We start from the raw sequence: 19063 nt of genomic DNA, 5'->3' as shown, positions 1-19063 counted from the left end.
AATAGCGGAAAAAACGGCTGGAAGGCGCTCATCGGTGCGCGTTCCAGAAGTGGGTAAAGAGCGCGGCGATTATAGGAGGCGCCGCGAGAAAGGCCAGCTTTGCCGGGGTTTGTCGTCGTTTCATGGGGCGCAGCGGGGCCACGGACGCGCGGCCGTGAATCAAACGGCCGCAGCCCCTATAATCCCCGGCCTGTTTCCCAGCTGTCGAGAACGTTGCCATGAGTGAGCCGATCCGCCTGACCCAGTACAGCCACGGTGCTGGTTGCGGCTGCAAGATTTCCCCCAAGGTGCTGGAGGTGATCCTCGCCGGCAGCGGCGCGCAGAATCTCGACCCCAAGCTCTGGGTCGGCAACGCCTCGCGTGATGACGCCGCGGTGTATGCGCTCGACGACGAGCGCGGCGTGGTATCGACCACCGACTTTTTCATGCCCATCGTCGACGACCCGTTTGACTTCGGCCGTATCGCCGCCACCAACGCCATCAGCGACATCTACGCGATGGGCGGCGATCCGTTGATGGCCATCGCCATCCTGGGCTGGCCGGTCAACCTGCTGCCGCCAGAAGTCGCCCGCGAAGTGATCCGCGGCGGCCGTGCGGTGTGCGACGCCGCCGGTATCCCGCTGGCTGGCGGGCATTCCATCGACGCGCCGGAGCCGATCTTCGGCCTGGCGGTGACCGGCGTGGTGAACAAGCGACACATGAAGCGCAACGACACCGCCCAGGTTGGCGACACCCTGTACCTGACCAAACCGCTGGGCATCGGCATCCTCACCACGGCCGAGAAGAAGGCCAAGCTGCGCGCCGAAGACGTCGGCCTGGCACGCGACTGGATGTGCACCCTGAACAAGCCGGGCAGCCGCTTCGGCAAGCTCGAAGGCGTCAACGCGATGACCGACGTGACCGGCTTCGGCCTGCTCGGCCATCTGGTGGAGATGGCTGACGGCTCGGGGCTCAGCGCGCGCGTGGATTATGCCGCGGTGCCGCGCCTGCCGGGCGTCGAGCATTACCTGGCCGAGGGCTGTGTGCCGGGTGGCACCCTGCGCAATTTCGACAGCTATGGCGAGCGCATCGAGGCGCTCAGCGACGAGCAGCGCGACCTGTTGTGTGACCCGCAGACCAGCGGCGGTCTGTTGATCGCCGTCAGCGAGCAGGGCGAGGCAGAGTTTCTCGCGGTTGCCGCCGAGCTGGGCCTGGAGCTGGCGCCCATCGGCGTGCTGGTGGAGCGACAGCGTCACGCCGTCGAGGTGTTCTGATGCGCGACGACGCACGCGATTACCGCGATCTGTTTTTGCGCGATGCGCCGATGATGGATACCCGCGCCCCGGTGGAGTTCGTCAAAGGTGCTTTTCCCGACGTACTCAATCTGCCGCTGATGACCGACCTGGAACGCCAGAAGGTCGGCACCTGCTACAAGCAGCACGGCCAGGAGGCGGCCATCAAACTGGGCCATCAACTGGTCGGCGGGCAGACCAAGGCCAAGCGGGTCGAGGCCTGGGCCGCGTTCGCCCGCGCCAACCCCGACGGCTACCTGTACTGCTTCCGTGGCGGCCTGCGCTCGCAGATCGTCCAGCAGTGGCTCAAGGAAGCCGGCATCGATTACCCACGCGTGGTCGGTGGCTACAAGGCGATGCGCACCTTCCTGCTGGACACCCTCGATGAAGCGCTGGGGCAGTGCCGGTTCATGGTCGTCGGCGGCATGACCGGCACCGGCAAGACCGACGTGCTGGCGCAACTGCCCAATGCGCTGGACCTCGAAGGCCATGCCAATCACCGCGGCTCCAGCTTCGGCAAGCGCGCCACCGGCCAACCGGCGCAGATCGATTTCGAAAACGCCCTGGCCATCGACATCCTGCGTAAGCGCGCGGCGGGCATCGAGCAGTTCGTGGTGGAAGATGAAGGCCGCATCGTCGGCAGTTGCAATGTGCCGCTGGCGCTGTACCAGGGCATGCAGGGTTACCCGCTGGTGTGGCTGGAGGACCGTTTCGACAACCGCGTCGAGCGCATTCTGCGTGATTACGTGGTCGACCTATGCGCCGAATTCATCGGCGTGCATGGCGAGGAGCAGGGCTTCGGACTGTTCGCCGAACGCCTGCTGCAGAGCCTCGATAACATCCACAAACGCCTCGGCGGTGAGCGCCACAAGCGCCTGCTGGCGATCATGCAGGCAGCCCTGGACGAGCAGCAGCGCAGCGGCGCGGTCGAGCTGCACCGCGGCTGGATAGAAGGCCTGCTGCGCGAGTACTACGATCCGATGTACGCCTACCAGCGCGACAGCAAGGCCGAGCGCATCGAGTTTGCGGGCGACGAAGCAGCCGTGGTCGCCTACCTGCGCGGGGCGAACTGACCCGCCTTGGCCATATAGGGCGTACGCGAAGCAGTACGCCGTGTGCCGGTATGGCGGACTGTTCGCTTCGCTCCTGAGTCCGCCCTACGTGGAGTGCTGGCCTGACGAGTACAGACGTAGGGCGTACTCGCGAAGCAGTACGCCGTGCGCCGGTATGGCGGACTGATCGCTGGCGCTCCTGAGTCCGCCCTACGTGTAGTGCTGGCCTGACGAGCACAGACGTAGGGCGTACTCGCGAAGCAGTACGCCGTGTGGTGGTATGGCGGACTGTTCGCTTCGCTCCTGAGACCGACCTGCGTGGTTGGTCTAGGCTCTACTCGTTAGAACCGTCAAGGACGACGCATATGCCCAACTATCGCCGTGTATGGCGCCCTGGCGGTACCTACTTCTTCACCCATGCCCTGCGTTTTCGACGCGGCAACGATCTGCTCGTGCGCCACATCGACACCCTGCGTGAAGCCGTGCGTGTCGTCCGGCAACGTCACCCGTTCGAGATACACGGCTGGGTGGTATTGCCCGATCACTTCCACTGTCTGATCGAACTGCCGCCAGGCGAGGTCGATTTCTCACTGCGCTGGCGCTTGATCAAGATGGTCTTCTCCCGAGCTGTACCGGCGGACGAGTGGCGTTCGAAGATTCTCCGGGATCGTCGGGAGCGGGGCATCTGGCAACGCCGTTACTGGGAGCACCTGGTACGTGACGAAGAGGATTTCAGGCGTCATCTCGATTACATCCATATCAATCCGCTCAAGCATGGCCTGGTGCCGCGAGTAGGCGATTGGCCCTATTCCACGTTTCACCGGGATGTCGAGCGCGGGCTCTATCCCGCGGACTGGGCCGGACGCCCGGAGACCGACGCAAGCCTGTATGACGATTGACCTGGGGTCAGGAGCGATCATGGGCGCCCGATTCGCCACGTAGGGCGTACTCGCGAAGCAGTACGCCGTGTGCCGGTATGGCGGACTGTTCGCTTCGCTCCTGAGTCCGCCCTACGGACTGTGCGGTTGGGCGGCGATGTGTTTGCGAAGCCGCCACGTAGCCACGTAGGGCGTACTCGCGAAGCAGTACGCCGTGTGCCGGTATGGCGGACTGTTCGCTGGCGCTCCTGAGTCCGCCCTACGTGCCTGTGGTTGGGCGGCGATGTGTTTGCGAAGCCGCCACGTAGCCACATAGGGCGTACTCGCGAAGCAGTACGCCGTGTGCCGGTAAGGCGGACTGTTCGCTGGCGCTCCTGAGTCCGCCCTACGTGCCTGTGGTTGGGCGGCGATGTGTTTGCGAAGCCGCCACGTAGCCACGTAGGGCGTACTCGCGAAGCAGTACGCCGTGTGCCGGTAAGGCGGACTGTTCGCTGGCGCTCCTGAGTCCGCCCTACGTGCCTGTGTGGTTGGGCGGCGATGTGTTTGCGAAACCGCCACGTAGCCACGTAGGGCGTACTCGCGAAGCAGTACGCCGTGTGCCGGTAAGGCGGACTGTTCGCTGGCGCTCCTGAGTCCGCCCTACGTGCCTGTGGTTGGGCGGCGATGTGTTTGCGAAGCCGCCACGTAGCCACGTAGGGCGTACTCGCGAAGCAGTACGCCGCGCGCCGGTAAGGCGGACTGTTCGCTGGCGCTCCTGAGTCCGCCCTACGTGCCTGTGGTTGGGCGGCGATGTGTTTGCGAAACCGCCACGTAGCCACGTAGGGCGTACTCGCGAAGCAGTACGCCGTGTGCCGGTAAGGCGGACTGTTCGCTGGCGCTCCTGAGTCCGCCCTACGTGCCTGTGGTTGGGCGGCGATGTGTTTGCGAAACCGCCACGTAGCCACGTAGGGCGTACTCGCGAAGCAGTACGCCGTGTGCCGGTATGGCGGACTGTTCGCTGGCGCTCCTGAGTCCGCCCTACGTGCTGAGTCGCGTATGGAAGTGCCCGCTGCCCGGCTTGAAGCGCGCGGCCATGATCATCAGCGCCAGGGTCGCCACGGCCATGGCCAGCCAGCTCAGGCGCAGGTCGTCGGTGTACTGGCGCAGCAGGCCCGCCAGCAGCGGCGAGCTTGCGGCGATCAGGTAGCCGCCGCCTTGCACGAACGCCAGCAGGTCGCCGGTCTGCCGTGGATCGTCGAGGTGATCCTGGGCGACCACCAGCGACAGCGGAAAAAGCGCGCCGATGCCGACGCCGATCAGGATGCAGATCGGCACGACCAGTTGCAGCGGTGCGAACAGCAAACCCAGCAGGCCGGCCAGCAGCGACAGCAGCACCACGGCCAGCAGCGGGCGGCGATCCGGGTAGCGCGCCAGCAGGCTCGAGGCCAGTAGGCCGGCGGCCACCTCGCAAAGCGTCAGCGCGGCCAGCAGCAAGCCGCTGGACTGCGCGCTCCAGCCCAGAGCGGTGTAGTAGGGCGGCAGCCAGGCCAGCACCAGGGTGTAGCCGGCGGTGCCGACGCCGAAGAACGCCATCAGCAACCAGGCTCGCGGCGAGCGCCAGGCGTCGAGGTGCCGCACTTCGCCAGTCGGCGGCGCGCTATCGGCCGGTGCCGCTCTGTTCCACAGCAGGCTCGCGCCGACCGCCGGCAAGGCCCACAGCGCCAGCGCCCAGCCCCAACCGATCCAGTGCGCGAACCAGGGCGTGAGCGCTGCGCCAAATGCAGCGCCGCCCATGATCGCGCAGCTGTAGAAGCCTATCAGGCGGCCACTGTCGTTGCTGAAACGTGCCTTGATCAGGCCAGGCAACAGCGCCTGCACGAACGCGATGCCCGCACCGGCCAGCAGTGCGCTGGCGATCAGCGGTGCCGCCTGAGGCAGCACGCCGCGCATCGCGCAGGCCAGCGCGATCAGCACAACCCCTGCGAGGATGCCGTTCTGCTCACCCAGGCGCCGGCGCAGCACGCCGGCCGCCAGCGCCCCGAGGCCCATGATGACGATAGGCAGGCTGGTCAGCAGGCTGGCGCCAACATGGCCCAGGCCGGTGTCGAGCTGGATGCGGTCGAGCAGCGGGCCGAGCGCCGCCAGCACCGGGCGCAGGTTGAGGCCAAGCAGCACGATGGCGAGTAACAGCAGGGTCTGGCGTTTCATGACTTGTTCTCCTGCGCACCGCGCCACGCCACCAGCAAGACACCGCCGACGATGCACAGCGCCGCCAGCAACATCGACAGGCTGCCGTGCTCGCCCAGCAGGGTGACGGCCATTGCCGCACCGAGCATCGCGGCCACCGAACCGATCTGGCTGAGGTACACCGCGCCGGCCAGCTTCTGCAGCACGAAATACAGCGCGTAGACGATGGCGAACAGCGCCATCTGCACCAGCAGCAGGCTGATCGCCGGTCCGCTGTGCAACGCCGGGGCGAGCGTCACGTCGAACAGGGCCAGCGGTAGCAGGAGCAGGGCGCCACCCAGCAGCATGCCCGGCGCCAGCGACAGCGGGCTGGCACCGGCCGGCCAACAGCGCGAACGGTAGATGTTGCCCAGGCCGAGAAACACCGGTACCGCCAGCGCGGCAAGAATCCACAGCAACGGGCTGTCGCCGCTGTGCATCTTGTCCAGCGCCAAAAGCAGGCTGCCGCTCAGGCCAATGCAGATACCCAGCAGGCGCACCCGGCTCAACGGCTCCATGCGCAGTGCCAGGGCCAGCAGGTAGGTGATCAGCGGCGGAAATGCCAGGCACATCGACGCGAAGCCCGCACCCACATGGGGAATCGAGCTGAACAGCAAGCCATTGGGCAGGGCGATGCTTAGCAAGCCCGAGGCCAGGTAGTAGCGCTGCAGGCGAGGGCTCAATCCTGGCGCTTCGCCACGCAGGCGGGTGAACAGCAGCAACAGCAGGCCGCCACCGAGCAGGCTCCAGAGCAGATAGGCCACCGGCGACCAGCCCGCGGCGCTGGCCAGTTTCACCAGGTTGCTGGTCAGCCCCATCAGCGCGCCGATGCCGAGCAACAGCAGAAGTGACAGGAGCGGTCGTGATTGTGGGGCGGCCATGGGTGGTTCCATCCAATGAATACGCTAAGATGGAAACATTCTTTTTGAAAAGTATCTTGATGGCAAGATAAATCGAGGGCGATATGCAGGATCGTGCACAACTGGCCGCCGAGCAGTGGCAACAACAACGCCCGGACCTGGACGGCTTTTCCATGGCGGTGATCGGTCGCCTCGCCGAGCTGTCCCACGTTATCAGCCGCGACCACCTGCTGCCGTTCTTCGCCGAGCACGGCCTGCAAGCCGGCGAGTTCGACCTGCTCGCCACCCTGCGCCGCGCGGGCGAGCCCTACGCATTGATGCCCACTGCGTTGTACGAGAGCGCGATGATCTCCTCGGGCGGCATGACCAGCCGCATCGACCGCCTGGAGAAGGCCGGACTGATCGAGCGCCGCCGCCACCCAAGCGACCGCCGCGGCATTCTGGTGGCCCTGACACCGGCGGGCTTTGCACTGATCGACAACATGCTCACCGCCCACGTCGCTAATCTGCAGCGCGTGCTCGCTGCCCTCAACGACGAGGAAAAACAGCAACTGCATACACTCACTGGCAAGCTGTTGGCCAACCTGCAACCGGGTGAATGAAGGGAGGCATGTGCATGTCGCTTACGGCATTGATCATCGGCGTGATCGCCCAGTTGTTCTTCGCCGGCCTGCAGGGTCTGATCGTGGTGTTCTCCGGCGCCGCAATCGCCAACCACAGCGAGCTGACGCCGCTCCAGGATCGCCTGCTGTCGAGCCTGATGCTGCTGTTACCGGCCATCTCGCTGTTCACCGCCGGTCTGCTGGTGGTCGGCTACCTGAGCGCGGCGCCGTGGCTGTCCAACCTCTGGCACTTGCTGCCGGTCGTGGGGTTCGGGCTGTATCTGCTGGTGCTGTTTTTTCTGAATCACTAACGCTGGTATCAAGGCGGCCGGGTTACCCAGTACGCCGAGGAGATGGACACATCATGGAAGTGGTTTTCAACACCATCGGTGTCCTATTTGAAGTCGTGTTCAGAGTGCTCGGGCTTTGGGTGTTGAAGGCGATGACGTTCGGGCGTTATCGCGATACCAACAGCTACCTGCATTTCCTGCCGAGTTTCGTTGGTTTGGTATTTTCGCTTGTGGTGCTGTTCGTCATTGCGCTGCTGTTTATCGGATTAAAGGGCCTTATGTAGCTAACTGCCGCTGCGGCCGAAGATCGACGGCGAAACCCTAAAGCCGATGATGCTCGATCAGAAAATCCACGAACACTCGCACCCGCACCGGCATTGCCGAGCCGCCTACGAATACCGCGTGAATCGGTTCCCGGTCGCCGGGGTTGCAGGCTTCGAGCAGCGGTATCAGCTCGCCGCGCTGGATGTCCTCGCTCACGCTGAACTCGCCGATGCGGGCGATACCGGCGCCGACACGGGCCAATTGCGCCAGGGCCTCGCCGCTGCTGCATTCGATGTTGCCGCCCACCTTCATGAAGAACTCGTTTCCGTCGCGCACGAACGGCCAGTTGGGTTCGGCACGGCGGAAGTTGAAGCGCAGGCAGTTGTGCCCCAGCAGGTCTTCCGGTTCCTGGGGCGTGCCATGGCGCTGCAGATAATCGGGTGAGGCCACCACCACCTGGCCGGTGTCGCCGATCTTGCGCGCGGTCAGTGGGCTGTCGGGCAGATGGCCAAAGCGCACCGCCACGTCGGCCTGGCCGCCGAGAATGTCGACCACTTCGTCACCCAGAGTGAGGTCGACGGTGATGTTCGGGTAGCGCGCACTGAAGGCCGCCACCAGCGGCACGATGGCCAGCCGCCCATGGCCGAGCGCGGCGCTGACGCGGATGCGCCCCTTCGGCACGCTCTGGTCGGCGATGGCGTCCTCGACCTCGGCCATGTCGGCGAGGATGCGCCGGGCGCCGCGCAGGTAGGCCTCGCCCTCGGCGGTGAAGGTGATCGCCCGGGTGGTGCGCAACAGCAGGCGAGTGCCCAGGCGCTGTTCGGTGCGCGCGATGATCCGGCTGACCGCCGAGGGTGTCAGGCCCAGGGTGCGCGCTGCCGCCGACAGGCTGCCTGCCTGCGCCACGCGGACAAGCACCGCCATCTCGCCTGATCGGCCGCCTACGTCCATTCGTGCCTCCACGGCAAAGGTGTTTGCCAGAAAAGCGGTCTACCGCCATCGGGGGCGGGATCGTAGCATCTGCGGCATAGATAAGGAGCCTCTCATGCGTATCAATCCACCCCTCGTCGCACTCGCCATCGGGGCCTTCGGCATCGGTGTCACCGAGTTCGCGCCCATGGGCATGTTGCCCGGTATCGCCAGTGATCTCGGCGTTTCCATTCCCGCCGCCGGTCTACTGGTCAGTGCTTACGCCCTGGGCGTACTGCTCGGCGCGCCGCTGATGACCCTGACCACCGGCAGGATTCCCCGGCGCTACCTGTTGATCGGGCTCATGGCGATATTCACCCTGGGAAATCTGATGTCGGCCCTGGCGACCGATTACTACAGCCTGATGGTCGCCCGGGTGGTGACCTCACTGAACCACGGTGCGTTCTTTGGCGTTGGCTCCATCGTCGCCGCCAGCGTGGTCGTCCCAGAGAAACGTGCCGGGGCGGTGGCGGCCATGTTCATGGGCCTGACCCTGGCGACCATCGGTGGTGTGCCGCTGGCTGCCTGGTTTGGCGAAGTGCTCGGTTGGCGCACCGCATTCTGGGGAATTACCGGCCTCGGCGTGGTGGCCATGGTCGCGTTGTGGTTCGCCTTGCCCAACCTGCCAGCGCCGAAAAGCGTCGGTGTAATGGCCGAAGTTCGCGCGCTGGGCCGTGGCCCGGTGCTGGGGGCGCTGGCCCTGACCGTAGTCGGTTCGAGTGCGATGTTCACCGTATTCACCTACATCGCGCCGATCCTCGGCAGCGAGACCCACGCGTCCACCGCGTTTATTACCGCGATGCTGGTGTTGTACGGGGTGGGCCTCACGTTGGGCAACATGTGGGGCGGCAAGGCCGCTGACCGATCCATCGACCGCACCCTGATCGTTTCGCTGAGCGTACTGATAGTTGTACTGCTGGCGTTCACCGTACTGATGCGCTGGCCGCTGCCGGCCGCCGTGGCCATCCTGATCTGGGGCATCGCCAGCTTCGCCATCGTGCCTCCGCTGCAGATGCGCGTGATGGAGGCCGCCAAGGATGCCCCGAACCTGGCCTCGGCGGTGAATATCGGCGCTTTCAACCTGGGTAACGCGATTGGCGCGGCGCTGGGCGGCGCGGTGATCAGCGCGGGGCTGGGTTACCCGGCGGTCTCCCTGGCCGGGGCAGCCATGGCAGGGCTGGGGCTGTTGATGGTAGTGGGCTTTGCCTGGCGATCAAGGACGGTCGCGGCGGCGCTGGGCTGAGGGGGGCGCAAGTACTCGCGGTCTACCCATCGAAGGTGCAGCGCTTGCTGCGCCTTTGTGCAACAAACATGCATGTGCAACGCATGCAGCCCGGTGCGCCGATGAGCTGAAGGTCCGCGCACCGCAGCCTGGCGTCGACAGCGCAGACTCAGCTGGTTGGTCGGGTGTCTGCCCTGCGTTCCGGTTCAACGCGCGCTGGCTGCTGGGCCTGGGCAGCTGGCGCGGTGAAGCCTCTACCATCGGTGTTGTACTCCGATGGCTCCCAGCCTCCGCCCAAGGCTCGGAAAGCGGCAATGGCGGCACGAGCCGCTTCTGCCTGTGCCTGGGCCCTGGCGTCAGCGGCACGCAGCAGGGTCTGGTCGGCATTGAGCACGTCGATCAGGCTGGCCGCGCCGTTCTGATAGGCGACGAAGGACGACTGCCTGGCGCCGCTGAGGGAGGTTTCACCGGCCGCCAGGGTCACCGCCTGAGCCTCGCGATTGACCAGCGCCGAGAAAGCGTTCTCGACCTCTTCACTGGCCCGCAGTACCGACTGGCGATAGGCGGCGAGTGCTTCGGCTTCCTGCCCCCTGGCCTGGTCGATCTGCGCATTGATGCGGCCGAAGTCGAACAGCCGCCAGCGCAAGCCGAGCATGCCTGCCGACTGCGCGGCGCCGCTGCCGAACAGATTGCCGCTTTCGGTGGTGGCGCTGCCGAGCAGGGCGGCCAGGGAGAACTTCGGGTAGTACTCGCCGATTGCTTCGCCGATACGCGCATTGGCGGCGACAAGGCGACGTTCGGCCGCGATCAGGTCGGGCCTGCGGCGCAGCAGATCAGCCGGTGAGCCGGTGCCCGTCAGTTGTGGCGCCCGTGGGATCGCGCTGGCGCCGGCGAGTTCGCTGCGGTGGCTGCCGGGTGGCGTACCGAGCATCACGTCCAGTGCGTTCATCGCCGCGTCCAGGCCGGTCTGCAGTACTGGCAGGCTGGCCTGAACCTGGGCGAGCTCGCCCTCGGTCTGCTGCACCTGGTACTCCGCGGCAAGGCCCCGGGCGTGCAGCAGGCGAACCTTGTCCAGCAGCTCCTGCTGGGTGTCCACCTGCCGCCTGGCAATCGCCAGCCGTGCCTGTAGCCCGCGCACGGTGGTGTAGATGTCGGCGGTTTGCGCGGCGACGGCCAGTCGCGTAGCGACGTTGCCGGCTTCGGATGCCTGGTACTCGGCCAGTGCTGCTTCGCGCCCGCGGCGCAGGCCGCCGAACACATCCAGTTCCCAGCCTGCTTCGAGGTTGGCCTCGTAGTTATTGCCATAGCGGTCATAGCCGGGTGTGGCGTCGAGTACCCGTCCCAGCGGCGTTTCCACGGATTGATAGGCCCGTGCGGCCTGGCCGTTGACAGCGGCAGAGGGCAGCAGCGCCGCATTGGCTGCGCCCAGGCCGGCACGTGCCTGGGCCACACGGGCCTGGGCTTGAGCCATGTCGAGGTTCTGCGCAAGGGCTCTGCTGACCAGCGCGCTCAGGCGAGGATCGGAGAAGCCTTCCCACCAGGCGGCAAAGGAGGTGGGTGTGGCTCTGGTCCGCCGTTCCACGGCGGCCTGTCCCAGGTACCGATCGGCCAGCGGCAGGTCCGGCTGCCGGTAATCGGGACCGACCGCACACCCGGCCGCCAGGCTGGTGCTTATTGCGAGGGCAAGGGTGCGCATGGCAGGCATGATGATTCCCAGAGGCAAAATAAGGTTGTGACCATATTATAGATTGGTCACTATCTGTCAATCAGCTCTCCGGAAAGGTAAGCTTTAGCCATGAACGACGATATGAATACCTCGACCACTCGCGGGCCGCTGGATCACGAGATCCGCGACCAGATCATCAATGCGGCAACCCAGCATTTCGGCCATTACGGGTACGAGAAGACCACCGTCTCGGACCTCGCCAAGGCCATCGGCTTTTCCAAGGCGTACATCTACAAGTTCTTCGATTCCAAGCAGGCGATAGGCGGGGTGATCTGCACCAACCGCCTGGCCATGATCATGGGCATCGTCGAGGCTGCGCTGGCCGATGCACCAACCGCCACCGAGAAGCTGCGACGTCTGTTTCGCTCGATTTCAGCCGCGGGCAGCGATCTGTTCTTCCATGATCGCAAACTCTATGACATCGCTGCCGTCGCTTCCCGTGACCAGTGGCCTTCGGCGATGGCTCACCAGGAAAGGATCCGCGAACTGATTCGGCTGATCCTTCTGGAGGGCCGCGAAACTGGCGAGTTCGAGCGCAAGACACCGCTTGACGAGGCCTGCAGCGCGATCTTCCTGATCATCCTGCCCTATGTCGACCCGGCTCAGCTGCAATACAACCTGGATAACGCCGCCCAAGCCGCGGTACACCTGCCTGCATTGATATTGCGCAGCCTGGCACCGTAGCGATTTGCTTTGTGACCATTGACAGATTTGGTCACTAGAATAAGAATGAGGTTCCTACTTTGCTCTTGAGTAACGGAACCCATGCGCCTCGAGCCTGCCGTTTTGACCCTTTGCCTACTGCCCCTCGTCCTGGTGGCGTGCGGCGACTCATCCGTTCAGAAAGACCCGCGCGACAAGCCGCCGCTGGTCCGGACGGCGGCGGTCGAAAATTCGATCGAGTCCTCACGCTCGTTTACCGGGGTGGTGGTGGCTCGCACGCAAAGCGACCTGGGTTTTCGGGTGTCCGGCAAGGTGCTCGAGCGTCTGGTAGATACCGGGGAAACGGTCAAGCGCGGCCAGCTGCTGATGCGCCTCGATCCCATTGATCTGCAACTGCAGGCACGTGCCCAGCAAGAGGCCGTCGCATCCGCCCAGGCGCGGGCCAGGCAGACGTCTGACGACGAGGCGCGTTATCGCGGCCTGGTCGCTGCCGGTGCGGTGTCCGCGTCAGCATATGATCAGATCAAGGCCGCTGCGGATTCCGCCAGGGCGCAGCTCAGTGCTGCCCAGGCTCAGGCGGATGTGGCCCGTAACGCCACGGGTTACGCGGCCTTGCTGGCGGATGCCGACGGTGTGGTGATGGAAACCCTGGTCGAGCCCGGCCAGGTGGTCAGCGCCGGCCAGGCAGTGGTGCGCCTGGCACGCGCAGGGCAGCGCGAAGCCATCGTGCACCTCCCCGAAACGCTACGCCCTGCGCCGGGCTCGGCGGCTCAGGCCACCCTCTATGGCAGCGACGGTGCTGCCGTCGCTGCCAGGCTGCGCCTGCTTTCGGAGGCCGCCGACGCCACCACGCGTACCTTCGAAGCCAGGTATGTGCTCGATGGAGCACTGGCCAGTGCGCCGCTCGGTTCGACCATCACCTTGAGCATCGGAGAGGGCAAAAATAGCGCTCAGGTGCGCCAGGTACCCATCGCCGCGCTCTACGACCCGGGCAATGGCTCGGGTGTGTGGGTGATCGCTGGCCAACCTGCAACGGTCGCCTGGCGCCCGGTGCAGATACTGGCTGTCGGCGATGATACGGCACGGGTGGCCGGCAACCTCGAGGCCGGCGAGCAGGTGGTGGCGCTGGGTGCACACCTGCTGCGTGATGGCCAGGAAGTACGGCGTGCTCCGACTGCCGTTGCGCCGGTAGCCGGGAGCCAGCCATGAGCGAGGGGCGTTTCAACCTGTCCGCCCTGGCGGTACGCGAGCGATCCATCACGCTGTTTTTCATCCTGTTGATCGCCGTGGCGGGGACACTGGCGTTCTTCCAGTTGGGCCGCGCTGAAGATCCGCCCTTCACCGTCAAGCAGATGACCATCATCACCGCATGGCCGGGCGCCACCGCCCAGGAGATGCAGGACCAGGTCGCCGAGCCGCTGGAAAAACGCATGCAGGAGCTGCGCTGGTATGACCGCAGTGAAACCTACACCCGTGCGGGCCTGGCGTTCACCATGGTGTCGTTGCTCGACAGCACGCCGCCAGCGCAGGTGCAGGAAGAGTTCTACCAGGCCCGCAAAAAGCTTGGCGACGAGGCGAAGAGCCTGCCGGCTGGCGTCATCGGGCCGATGATCAACGATGAATTCTCGGACGTGACCTTCGCGCTGTATGCCCTGAAGGCCAGGGGCGAGCCGCAGCGCCAACTGGTGCGTGACGCCGAGTCGCTGCGCCAGCGCCTGCTGCATGTGCCAGGGGTCAAGAAGGTCAACATCATTGGCGAGCAGGCCGAACGCATCTTCGTGTCCTTCTCCCATGACCGCCTGGCGACCCTGGGCGTGACCCCGCAGGATATCTTCGCCGCACTCAACAGCCAGAATGTCCTGACGCCTGCCGGTTCGGTGGAAACCCGTGGGCCGCAGGTGGTCATGCGCCTGGATGGGGCATTCGACACGCTGGCGAAAGTCCGCGAAACACCAATTGCCGTGCAAGGTCGTTCGCTGAAGCTTGCCGATGTGGCAACGGTGGAGCGCGGCTACGAAGACCCCGCCACTTTTCTGGTGCGCAACGGCGGCGAACCGGCGCTGCTGCTCGGGGTGGTGATGCGCGAGGGCTGGAACGGCCTCGATCTCGGCGCGGCACTCGACGCCGAGACGGCAGCAATCAACGCGGCCATGCCACTGGGCATGGCGCTGGACAAGGTCACCGATCAGGCGGTCAATATCAGCTCGTCCGTCGACGAGTTCATGGTCAAGTTCTTCGTCGCCCTGCTGGTGGTGATGCTGGTCTGCTTCGTCAGCATGGGCTGGCGCGTGGGTATCGTGGTCGCCGCTGCCGTGCCGCTGACACTGGCCATCGTCTTCGTGGTGATGTCGGCCAGCGGCAAGAACTTCGACCGCATCACCCTCGGCTCGCTGATCCTTGCCCTGGGCCTGTTGGTGGACGACGCCATCATCGCCATCGAAATGATGGTGGTGAAGATGGAGGAGGGTTATGACCGCTTCAAAGCATCGGCCTATGCTTGGAGCCATACCGCCGCGCCGATGCTCTCCGGCACGCTGGTCACGGCCATCGGCTTCATGCCCAACGGCTTCGCGCAATCCACGGCGGGCGAATACACCAGCAACATGTTCTGGATCGTCGGCATCGCGCTGATCGCCTCCTGGGTGGTGGCGGTAGCCTTCACCCCCTACCTGGGCGTGAAGTTGCTGCCAGAGATCAAGCAGGTCGAGGGCGGTCACGCGGCCATTTACAACACCCGTCACTACAACCGGTTCCGCACGCTGCTGGCGCGGGTCATCGCCCTCAAATGGCTGGTGGCTGGCGCCGTCATCGCCGCGTTCGTGGTTGCGGTACTGGGCATGGGGCTGGTGAAGAAGCAGTTCTTCCCGACCTCCGACCGGCCCGAGGTGCTGGTCGAGCTGCAGATGCCGTACGGCACCTCCATCGAGCAGACCAACGCCACGGCCGTCAAGGTCGAGTCGTGGCTGCGCGAGCAGGAAGAAGCCAAGATCGTCACTGCCTACATCGGCCAGGGCCCGCCGCGGTTCTTCCTGGCCATGGCACCGGAGCTGCCCGACCCATCGTTTGCCAAGATCGTGGTGCTGACCGACAGTCAGGAGGCCCGCGAAGCGCTGAAGCTGCGCATTCGCGAAGCCGCCTCCGAAGGGCTGGCGCCGGAGGCCAAGGTGCGCGTGACGCAACTGGTATTCGGCCCTTACTCGCCGTACCCGGTGGCGTACCGGGTGATGGGCCCCGACCCCATGCAATTGCGCGAAATCGCCAGCCGTGTGCAAGGCGTCCTGCAGGCCAGCCCGATGATGCGCACGGTGAATGCCGACTGGGGCCCGCGGGTGCCGACACTGCATTTCTCGCTGGATCAGGACCGCCTGCAGGCCGTTGGCCTGACCTCCAGTGCGGTGGCGCAGCAACTGCAGTTCCTGCTCACCGGCGTGCCGATCACCTCGGTACGTGAGGACATCCGCTCCGTGCAGGTGGTCGGCCGGGCGGCGGGAGACATCCGCCTCGACCCCGCGAAGATCGAGGGCTTCACCCTGGTCGGTGAGGGCGGCCAGCGCATTCCGCTGGCGCAGATCGGCGAGGTCGATGTGCGCATGGAAGACCCGGTCCTGCGCCGCCGTGATCGCACGCCGACCATCACCGTGCGCGGCGATATCGCCGAGGGGCTGCAGCCGCCGGATGTGGCCACGGCGGTGTGGCAGGACCTGCAGCCGATCATCGAGACGTTGCCGGCTGGCTACCGCATCGAGATGGCCGGTTCCATCGAGGAGTCGGGCAAGGCCAGCCAGGCGATCCTGCCATTGCTGCCGATCATGATCGCCCTGACGTTGCTGATCATCATCCTGCAGGTGCGCTCGATCTCGGCCATGGTCATGGTGTTTCTCACCTCGCCGCTGGGCCTGATCGGCGTGGTGCCGGTGCTGCTGTTGTTCCAGCAGCCATTCGGTATCAATGCGCTGGTCGGCCTCATCGCGCTGTCCGGGATTCTGATGCGCAACACGCTGATTCTGATCGGGCAGATCCACCATAACGAGAGCGAGGGCCTGGATCCGTTCAATGCGGTGGTCGAAGCCACGGTGCAGCGCGCCCGGCCGGTATTGCTGACGGCACTGGCGGCGATCCTCGCGTTCATTCCCCTGACCCATTCGGTGTTCTGGGGCACCCTGGCCTACACCCTGATCGGCGGCACCTTCGTCGGCACCATCATCACCCTGGTGTTCCTGCCGGCGATGTACGCCATCTGGTTCAAGATCCGCCCCGTTACCCGCAGCGTCGCGACAGCCTGACGCCGCCGACCTCCGGCGAGCGTCTGCCACCCACCCTCCCGCAGCCGGGGAGGGTGCCGACCGACTACAGAGAGGTTCCAATGACTCCCATTCAGGCTCATCAACGTATCGTGGTAACCGGCACCGGCATCGTCGGGCCGCTGGGCTGTGGCGTGGACGAAGTGTGGCGTCGCCTGCTGGCCGGGCGTTCGGGCATTCGAACACTGCCGGCACAGATCACCGAAGGCACGGGCGTCACGGTGGGCGGTCAGGTGCCCACGCACGCGGAGGACGCGCTGGCCGGCTATCGACCCGAGTCGTTAATAGCGCCCAAGGAGCGCAAAAAGATGGATCGCTTCATCGAGTTCGCCCTGATCGCCGCTCACGAAGCACTGCAGCAGGCGGGCTGGCAGCCGAGCAGCGAAGCGCAGCAGGCGCGCACGGCGACCATCATCGCGTCGGGCGTGGGTGGATTTCGCGCGCTGGCCGAGGCGGTACGCACCACCGATTCACGCGGGCCGCGCAGGTTGTCACCGTTCACCGCGCCGTCGTTCCTGGCCAATATGGCGGCGGGGCACGTGTCGATCCGCAATGGTTTCAAAGGTCCGCTCGGCGCGCCGGTCACCGCCTGTGCGGCGGGTGTGCAAGCGATTGGCGATGCAGCTCGGCTGATCAGAAGCGGCGAAGCCGATATCGCCGTCTGCGGCGGTACCGAGGCGGCCATCGACCGAGTGACCCTGGGCTGCTTCGCTGCCGCGCGCGCGCTGTCGACCGGCTTTGCCGAGCGCCCGCAGGAAGCCTCGCGGCCGTTCGACCGCAACCGCGACGGTTTCGTAATGGCCGAGGGTGCCGGGCTGCTGGTGATCGAGTCGCTGGAGCATGCCCAGGCGCGGGGCGCCATGCCGCTGGCCGAGCTGGTGGGCTACGGCACCAGTGCCGACGCCTATCACCTCACCGCCGGTCCCGAGGATGGCAGCGGTGCGCGTCGTGCCATGCAACAGGCGCTGCAGCAGGCGGGCCTGAGCCCCGAGGACGTGCAGCACATCAACGCGCACGCCACCTCGACACAGGTTGGTGACAACGGTGAACTGGCCGCCATTCGCGCACTGTTTGGCGCCGGGGCGGGTGCGGCGATCAGTTCGACAAAATCCGCCACCGGCCACTTGCTGGGTGCAGCTGGCGGGATCGAGGCGATCTTCACGGTGCTGGCGCTGCGTAACCAGATCGTGCCGCCGACCCTGAACCTCATCCATCCGGACGAAGCCGCTGCGGGGCTCGACCTGGTGGCGCTGAGTGCCCGGCAGATGCCGATCACCCACGCGCTCTCCAACGGCTTTGGTTTTGGTGGCGTGAATGCCAGCGTGTTGTTCCGTCGTTGGGAGGCCACGCCTTGAGCGTGCAACACCGGTGCGTAGAACGCGCCAGCCCGATTCCCGGCGCAACGCGGCTCACCGGCAAGGTCGTTGCGCTGCTGGCCGGCCTTTCGGCGATCAGTATCCTGTCCACCAACATCATTCTCCCGGCCTTCCCGGACATCGGCAGGCAGTTGGGCGTGTCCGCGCGTGAGCTTGGGCTGACGCTTTCCAGCTTCTTCATCACCTTCGCGCTTGCACAGCTGGTGGTGGGGCCGCTGGCTGATCGTTTCGGCCGCAAGCGCCTGGTGCTCGGTGGGCTCACGCTGTTCGTGGCGGGCACCCTGGTTGGCGGTCTGGCCGGCTCACTCGACATGCTGATTGCCGGTCGGGTCATCCAGGCGCTGGGTGTCTGCGCCGCAGCGGTGCTGGCGCGTGCCATCGCCCGCGACCTGTTCGAGGGCGAGACGCTGGCGCGCGCACTTTCCCTGACCATGATCGCCACCGCGATGGCGCCCGGTTTCTCGCCGTTGCTCGGCAGCTTGCTGACCACCGCCCTGGGCTGGCGGGCGATTTTCGTGATGGTGGGGGTGGCCGCCGTGGCGATCGCCTTGTTCTACGCCCGCGGCCTTGGCGAAACGCTGCCGCCTGAACGTCGCGTCAGGCAAACGGTGCCACAGGTGATGGGCGCTTACGGCAGGCTGCTCGGCGATGGCCGGTTCATCCTGCCCGCCTGCGCAGTGAGCTTGCTCATGAGCGGTTTGTTCGCTTCGTTTGGTGCGGCGCCGGCGATCTTGATGAGCGGCATGGGACTGTCGTCCCTGGAGGCCGGGCTGTACTTCGCCGCTACGGTATTCGTGGTGTTCGCCGCCGGCATGGCTGCACCGCGCCTGGCCCGACGCTTCGGTGGCCGCAGGATAACCGCCCTCGGGCTCGCCACTGCGGTGCTGGCCGGCAGCCTCTTGCTGATTGGGCCGAGCGACCCCGGCCTGGCCTGGTACACGCTGTCGATGATGATCTTCCTCTGGGGCATGGGCCTCGCCAACCCGCTGGGTACCGCCATCACCATGGGCCCATTCGGCAAGGAAGCGGGGCTTGCATCGGCGCTGCTCGGCTTTCTCACCATGGGCGCTGCAGCGATCACTACCTGGCTGGTTTCCGTGCTGGAGTTCGCGCCCGTGACTACCCTGGGCGCCACTCAGGTAGTGGTCTGCCTGATCGGCTTGGGACTGTTCACGTTGGGTAATCACCTGGCGGCCGGATCGAGCGCGCAGAGCCGATAGCGCCTCTGGTGCGCTCATCGCGACCGGGGCTGCCGCTGGCTGCCCGGCAGCGGGCCGGGATACGTGATGGTTGATGCAGCGGGTGCTTTGTGTCGGGCAAAGACTCACCGGAGCGTGCGCCGGAGATGTTCGATTAAATAGAAAGTATCATTCTAAATTAGGCG

General features: G+C 65.6%; 15 protein-coding genes and 1 pseudogene. 12 read left to right on the top strand and 4 right to left on the bottom strand.

Annotated elements, in window-relative coordinates; all coding sequences use genetic code 11:
* The first annotated feature begins 218 nt into the window (after window positions 1-218).
* From selD to ACZ0AV_RS06320, 3 genes are all read left to right on the top strand, one after another.
* Window positions 219-1253 carry a selenide, water dikinase SelD gene (selD, locus tag ACZ0AV_RS06330; RefSeq protein WP_499150254.1) on the top strand — a complete coding sequence of 345 codons (1035 nt, stop codon included), beginning with the start codon at window positions 219-221 and terminating at the stop codon, window positions 1251-1253.
* A complete protein-coding gene (gene mnmH / locus ACZ0AV_RS06325; RefSeq protein WP_499150253.1) occupies window positions 1253-2344 on the top strand; it encodes a tRNA 2-selenouridine(34) synthase MnmH in 1092 nt (363 codons plus the stop codon). The genes selD and mnmH overlap by 1 nt, the downstream gene beginning before the upstream one ends.
* Window positions 2345-2688: 344 nt before the next feature.
* Window positions 2689-3222, top strand: coding sequence for an REP-associated tyrosine transposase (locus ACZ0AV_RS06320; RefSeq protein WP_499150252.1), 534 nt, complete (start codon window positions 2689-2691; stop codon window positions 3220-3222).
* Window positions 3223-4218: 996 nt separating this feature from the next.
* Here ACZ0AV_RS06320 and ACZ0AV_RS06315 read toward each other — a convergent pair.
* Both ACZ0AV_RS06315 and ACZ0AV_RS06310 read right to left on the bottom strand, forming a co-directional pair.
* Window positions 4219-5388: a cyanate transporter gene (locus ACZ0AV_RS06315; protein WP_499150251.1), complete on the bottom strand. Its 1170-nt coding sequence runs from the start codon at window positions 5386-5388 to the stop codon at window positions 4219-4221.
* Window positions 5385-6287 (bottom strand): DMT family transporter, encoded by a 903-nt coding sequence (locus ACZ0AV_RS06310; protein ID WP_499150250.1) that lies wholly within the window; start codon window positions 6285-6287, stop codon window positions 5385-5387. Before ACZ0AV_RS06310 ends, ACZ0AV_RS06315 begins: the two co-directional genes overlap by 4 nt.
* An 83-nt stretch (window positions 6288-6370) precedes the next feature.
* Between ACZ0AV_RS06310 and ACZ0AV_RS06305 the strand changes: the two genes are divergently transcribed.
* Genes ACZ0AV_RS06305 through ACZ0AV_RS06295 form a run of 3 tightly spaced genes read left to right on the top strand, consistent with a single transcriptional unit; the run spans window position 6371 to window position 7442 of the window.
* Window positions 6371-6868: a MarR family winged helix-turn-helix transcriptional regulator gene (locus ACZ0AV_RS06305; RefSeq protein WP_499150249.1), complete on the top strand. Its 498-nt coding sequence runs from the start codon at window positions 6371-6373 to the stop codon at window positions 6866-6868.
* Between the two features lie 14 nt (window positions 6869-6882).
* Window positions 6883-7179 carry a hypothetical protein gene (locus ACZ0AV_RS06300; protein WP_499150248.1) on the top strand — a complete coding sequence of 99 codons (297 nt, stop codon included), beginning with the start codon at window positions 6883-6885 and terminating at the stop codon, window positions 7177-7179.
* Between the two features lie 53 nt (window positions 7180-7232).
* Window positions 7233-7442, top strand: a complete 210-nt coding sequence (locus ACZ0AV_RS06295) for a hypothetical protein (RefSeq protein WP_499150247.1) — start codon at window positions 7233-7235, stop codon at window positions 7440-7442.
* 37 nt (window positions 7443-7479) lie between these two features.
* Here the strand turns inward: ACZ0AV_RS06295 and ACZ0AV_RS06290 are convergent, their stop codons facing one another.
* A complete protein-coding gene (locus tag ACZ0AV_RS06290) occupies window positions 7480-8373 on the bottom strand; it encodes a LysR family transcriptional regulator (protein ID WP_499150246.1) in 894 nt (297 codons plus the stop codon).
* Between the two features lie 94 nt (window positions 8374-8467).
* Here ACZ0AV_RS06290 and ACZ0AV_RS06285 point away from each other — a divergent pair, with 94 nt between their 5' ends.
* Window positions 8468-9634, top strand: a complete 1167-nt coding sequence (locus ACZ0AV_RS06285; protein ID WP_499150245.1) for an MFS transporter — start codon at window positions 8468-8470, stop codon at window positions 9632-9634.
* 250 nt (window positions 9635-9884) lie between these two features.
* Here the strand turns inward: ACZ0AV_RS06285 and ACZ0AV_RS06280 are convergent.
* Window positions 9885-11318, bottom strand: a pseudogene (locus tag ACZ0AV_RS06280) (efflux transporter outer membrane subunit); the annotation flags it as partial.
* A gap of 90 nt (window positions 11319-11408) precedes the next feature.
* On the opposite strand from ACZ0AV_RS06280, the gene ACZ0AV_RS06275 reads away from it, so the two are divergent.
* The 5 genes from ACZ0AV_RS06275 (at window position 11409) to ACZ0AV_RS06255 (ending at window position 18899) form a co-directional block, all read left to right on the top strand.
* Window positions 11409-12023: a TetR/AcrR family transcriptional regulator gene (locus ACZ0AV_RS06275; protein WP_499150244.1), complete on the top strand. Its 615-nt coding sequence runs from the start codon at window positions 11409-11411 to the stop codon at window positions 12021-12023.
* An 81-nt stretch (window positions 12024-12104) separates the two neighbouring features.
* Entirely contained in the window at window positions 12105-13211 is a 1107-nt protein-coding gene (locus tag ACZ0AV_RS06270) for an efflux RND transporter periplasmic adaptor subunit (protein WP_499150243.1), read from the top strand.
* Window positions 13208-16285: an efflux RND transporter permease subunit gene (locus ACZ0AV_RS06265; protein ID WP_499150242.1), complete on the top strand. Its 3078-nt coding sequence runs from the start codon at window positions 13208-13210 to the stop codon at window positions 16283-16285. Before ACZ0AV_RS06270 ends, ACZ0AV_RS06265 begins: the two co-directional genes overlap by 4 nt.
* An 80-nt stretch (window positions 16286-16365) precedes the next feature.
* Window positions 16366-17658: a beta-ketoacyl-ACP synthase II gene (gene fabF / locus ACZ0AV_RS06260; protein WP_499150241.1), complete on the top strand. Its 1293-nt coding sequence runs from the start codon at window positions 16366-16368 to the stop codon at window positions 17656-17658.
* Window positions 17655-18899 carry a multidrug effflux MFS transporter gene (locus ACZ0AV_RS06255; RefSeq protein WP_499150240.1) on the top strand — a complete coding sequence of 415 codons (1245 nt, stop codon included), beginning with the start codon at window positions 17655-17657 and terminating at the stop codon, window positions 18897-18899. The genes fabF and ACZ0AV_RS06255 overlap by 4 nt, the downstream gene beginning before the upstream one ends.
* Window positions 18900-19063: the final 164 nt, after the last annotated feature.

The organism is Pseudomonas sp. AC532 (assembly GCF_979258965.1).
This window is presented reverse-complemented; position numbering and strand designations above follow the sequence as displayed.

Excerpts from the sequence above, each read along its gene's own strand:
- ACZ0AV_RS06270 (WP_499150243.1), top strand. The coding sequence starts at position 12,105 with ATGCGCCTCGAGCCTGCCGTTTTGACCCTTTGCCTACTGCCCCTCGTC.
- ACZ0AV_RS06275 (WP_499150244.1), top strand. The coding sequence starts at position 11,409 with ATGAACGACGATATGAATACCTCGACCACTCGCGGGCCGCTGGATCAC.
- selD (WP_499150254.1), top strand. The coding sequence starts at position 219 with ATGAGTGAGCCGATCCGCCTGACCCAGTACAGCCACGGTGCTGGTTGC.
- fabF (WP_499150241.1), top strand. The coding sequence starts at position 16,366 with ATGACTCCCATTCAGGCTCATCAACGTATCGTGGTAACCGGCACCGGC.
- ACZ0AV_RS06290 (WP_499150246.1), bottom strand. The coding sequence starts at position 8,373 with ATGGACGTAGGCGGCCGATCAGGCGAGATGGCGGTGCTTGTCCGCGTG.
- ACZ0AV_RS06300 (WP_499150248.1), top strand. The coding sequence starts at position 6,883 with ATGTCGCTTACGGCATTGATCATCGGCGTGATCGCCCAGTTGTTCTTC.
- ACZ0AV_RS06295 (WP_499150247.1), top strand. The coding sequence starts at position 7,233 with ATGGAAGTGGTTTTCAACACCATCGGTGTCCTATTTGAAGTCGTGTTC.
- ACZ0AV_RS06315 (WP_499150251.1), bottom strand. The coding sequence starts at position 5,388 with ATGAAACGCCAGACCCTGCTGTTACTCGCCATCGTGCTGCTTGGCCTC.
- ACZ0AV_RS06305 (WP_499150249.1), top strand. The coding sequence starts at position 6,371 with ATGCAGGATCGTGCACAACTGGCCGCCGAGCAGTGGCAACAACAACGC.
- mnmH (WP_499150253.1), top strand. The coding sequence starts at position 1,253 with ATGCGCGACGACGCACGCGATTACCGCGATCTGTTTTTGCGCGATGCG.
- ACZ0AV_RS06320 (WP_499150252.1), top strand. The coding sequence starts at position 2,689 with ATGCCCAACTATCGCCGTGTATGGCGCCCTGGCGGTACCTACTTCTTC.
- ACZ0AV_RS06265 (WP_499150242.1), top strand. The coding sequence starts at position 13,208 with ATGAGCGAGGGGCGTTTCAACCTGTCCGCCCTGGCGGTACGCGAGCGA.
- ACZ0AV_RS06285 (WP_499150245.1), top strand. The coding sequence starts at position 8,468 with ATGCGTATCAATCCACCCCTCGTCGCACTCGCCATCGGGGCCTTCGGC.
- ACZ0AV_RS06310 (WP_499150250.1), bottom strand. The coding sequence starts at position 6,287 with ATGGCCGCCCCACAATCACGACCGCTCCTGTCACTTCTGCTGTTGCTC.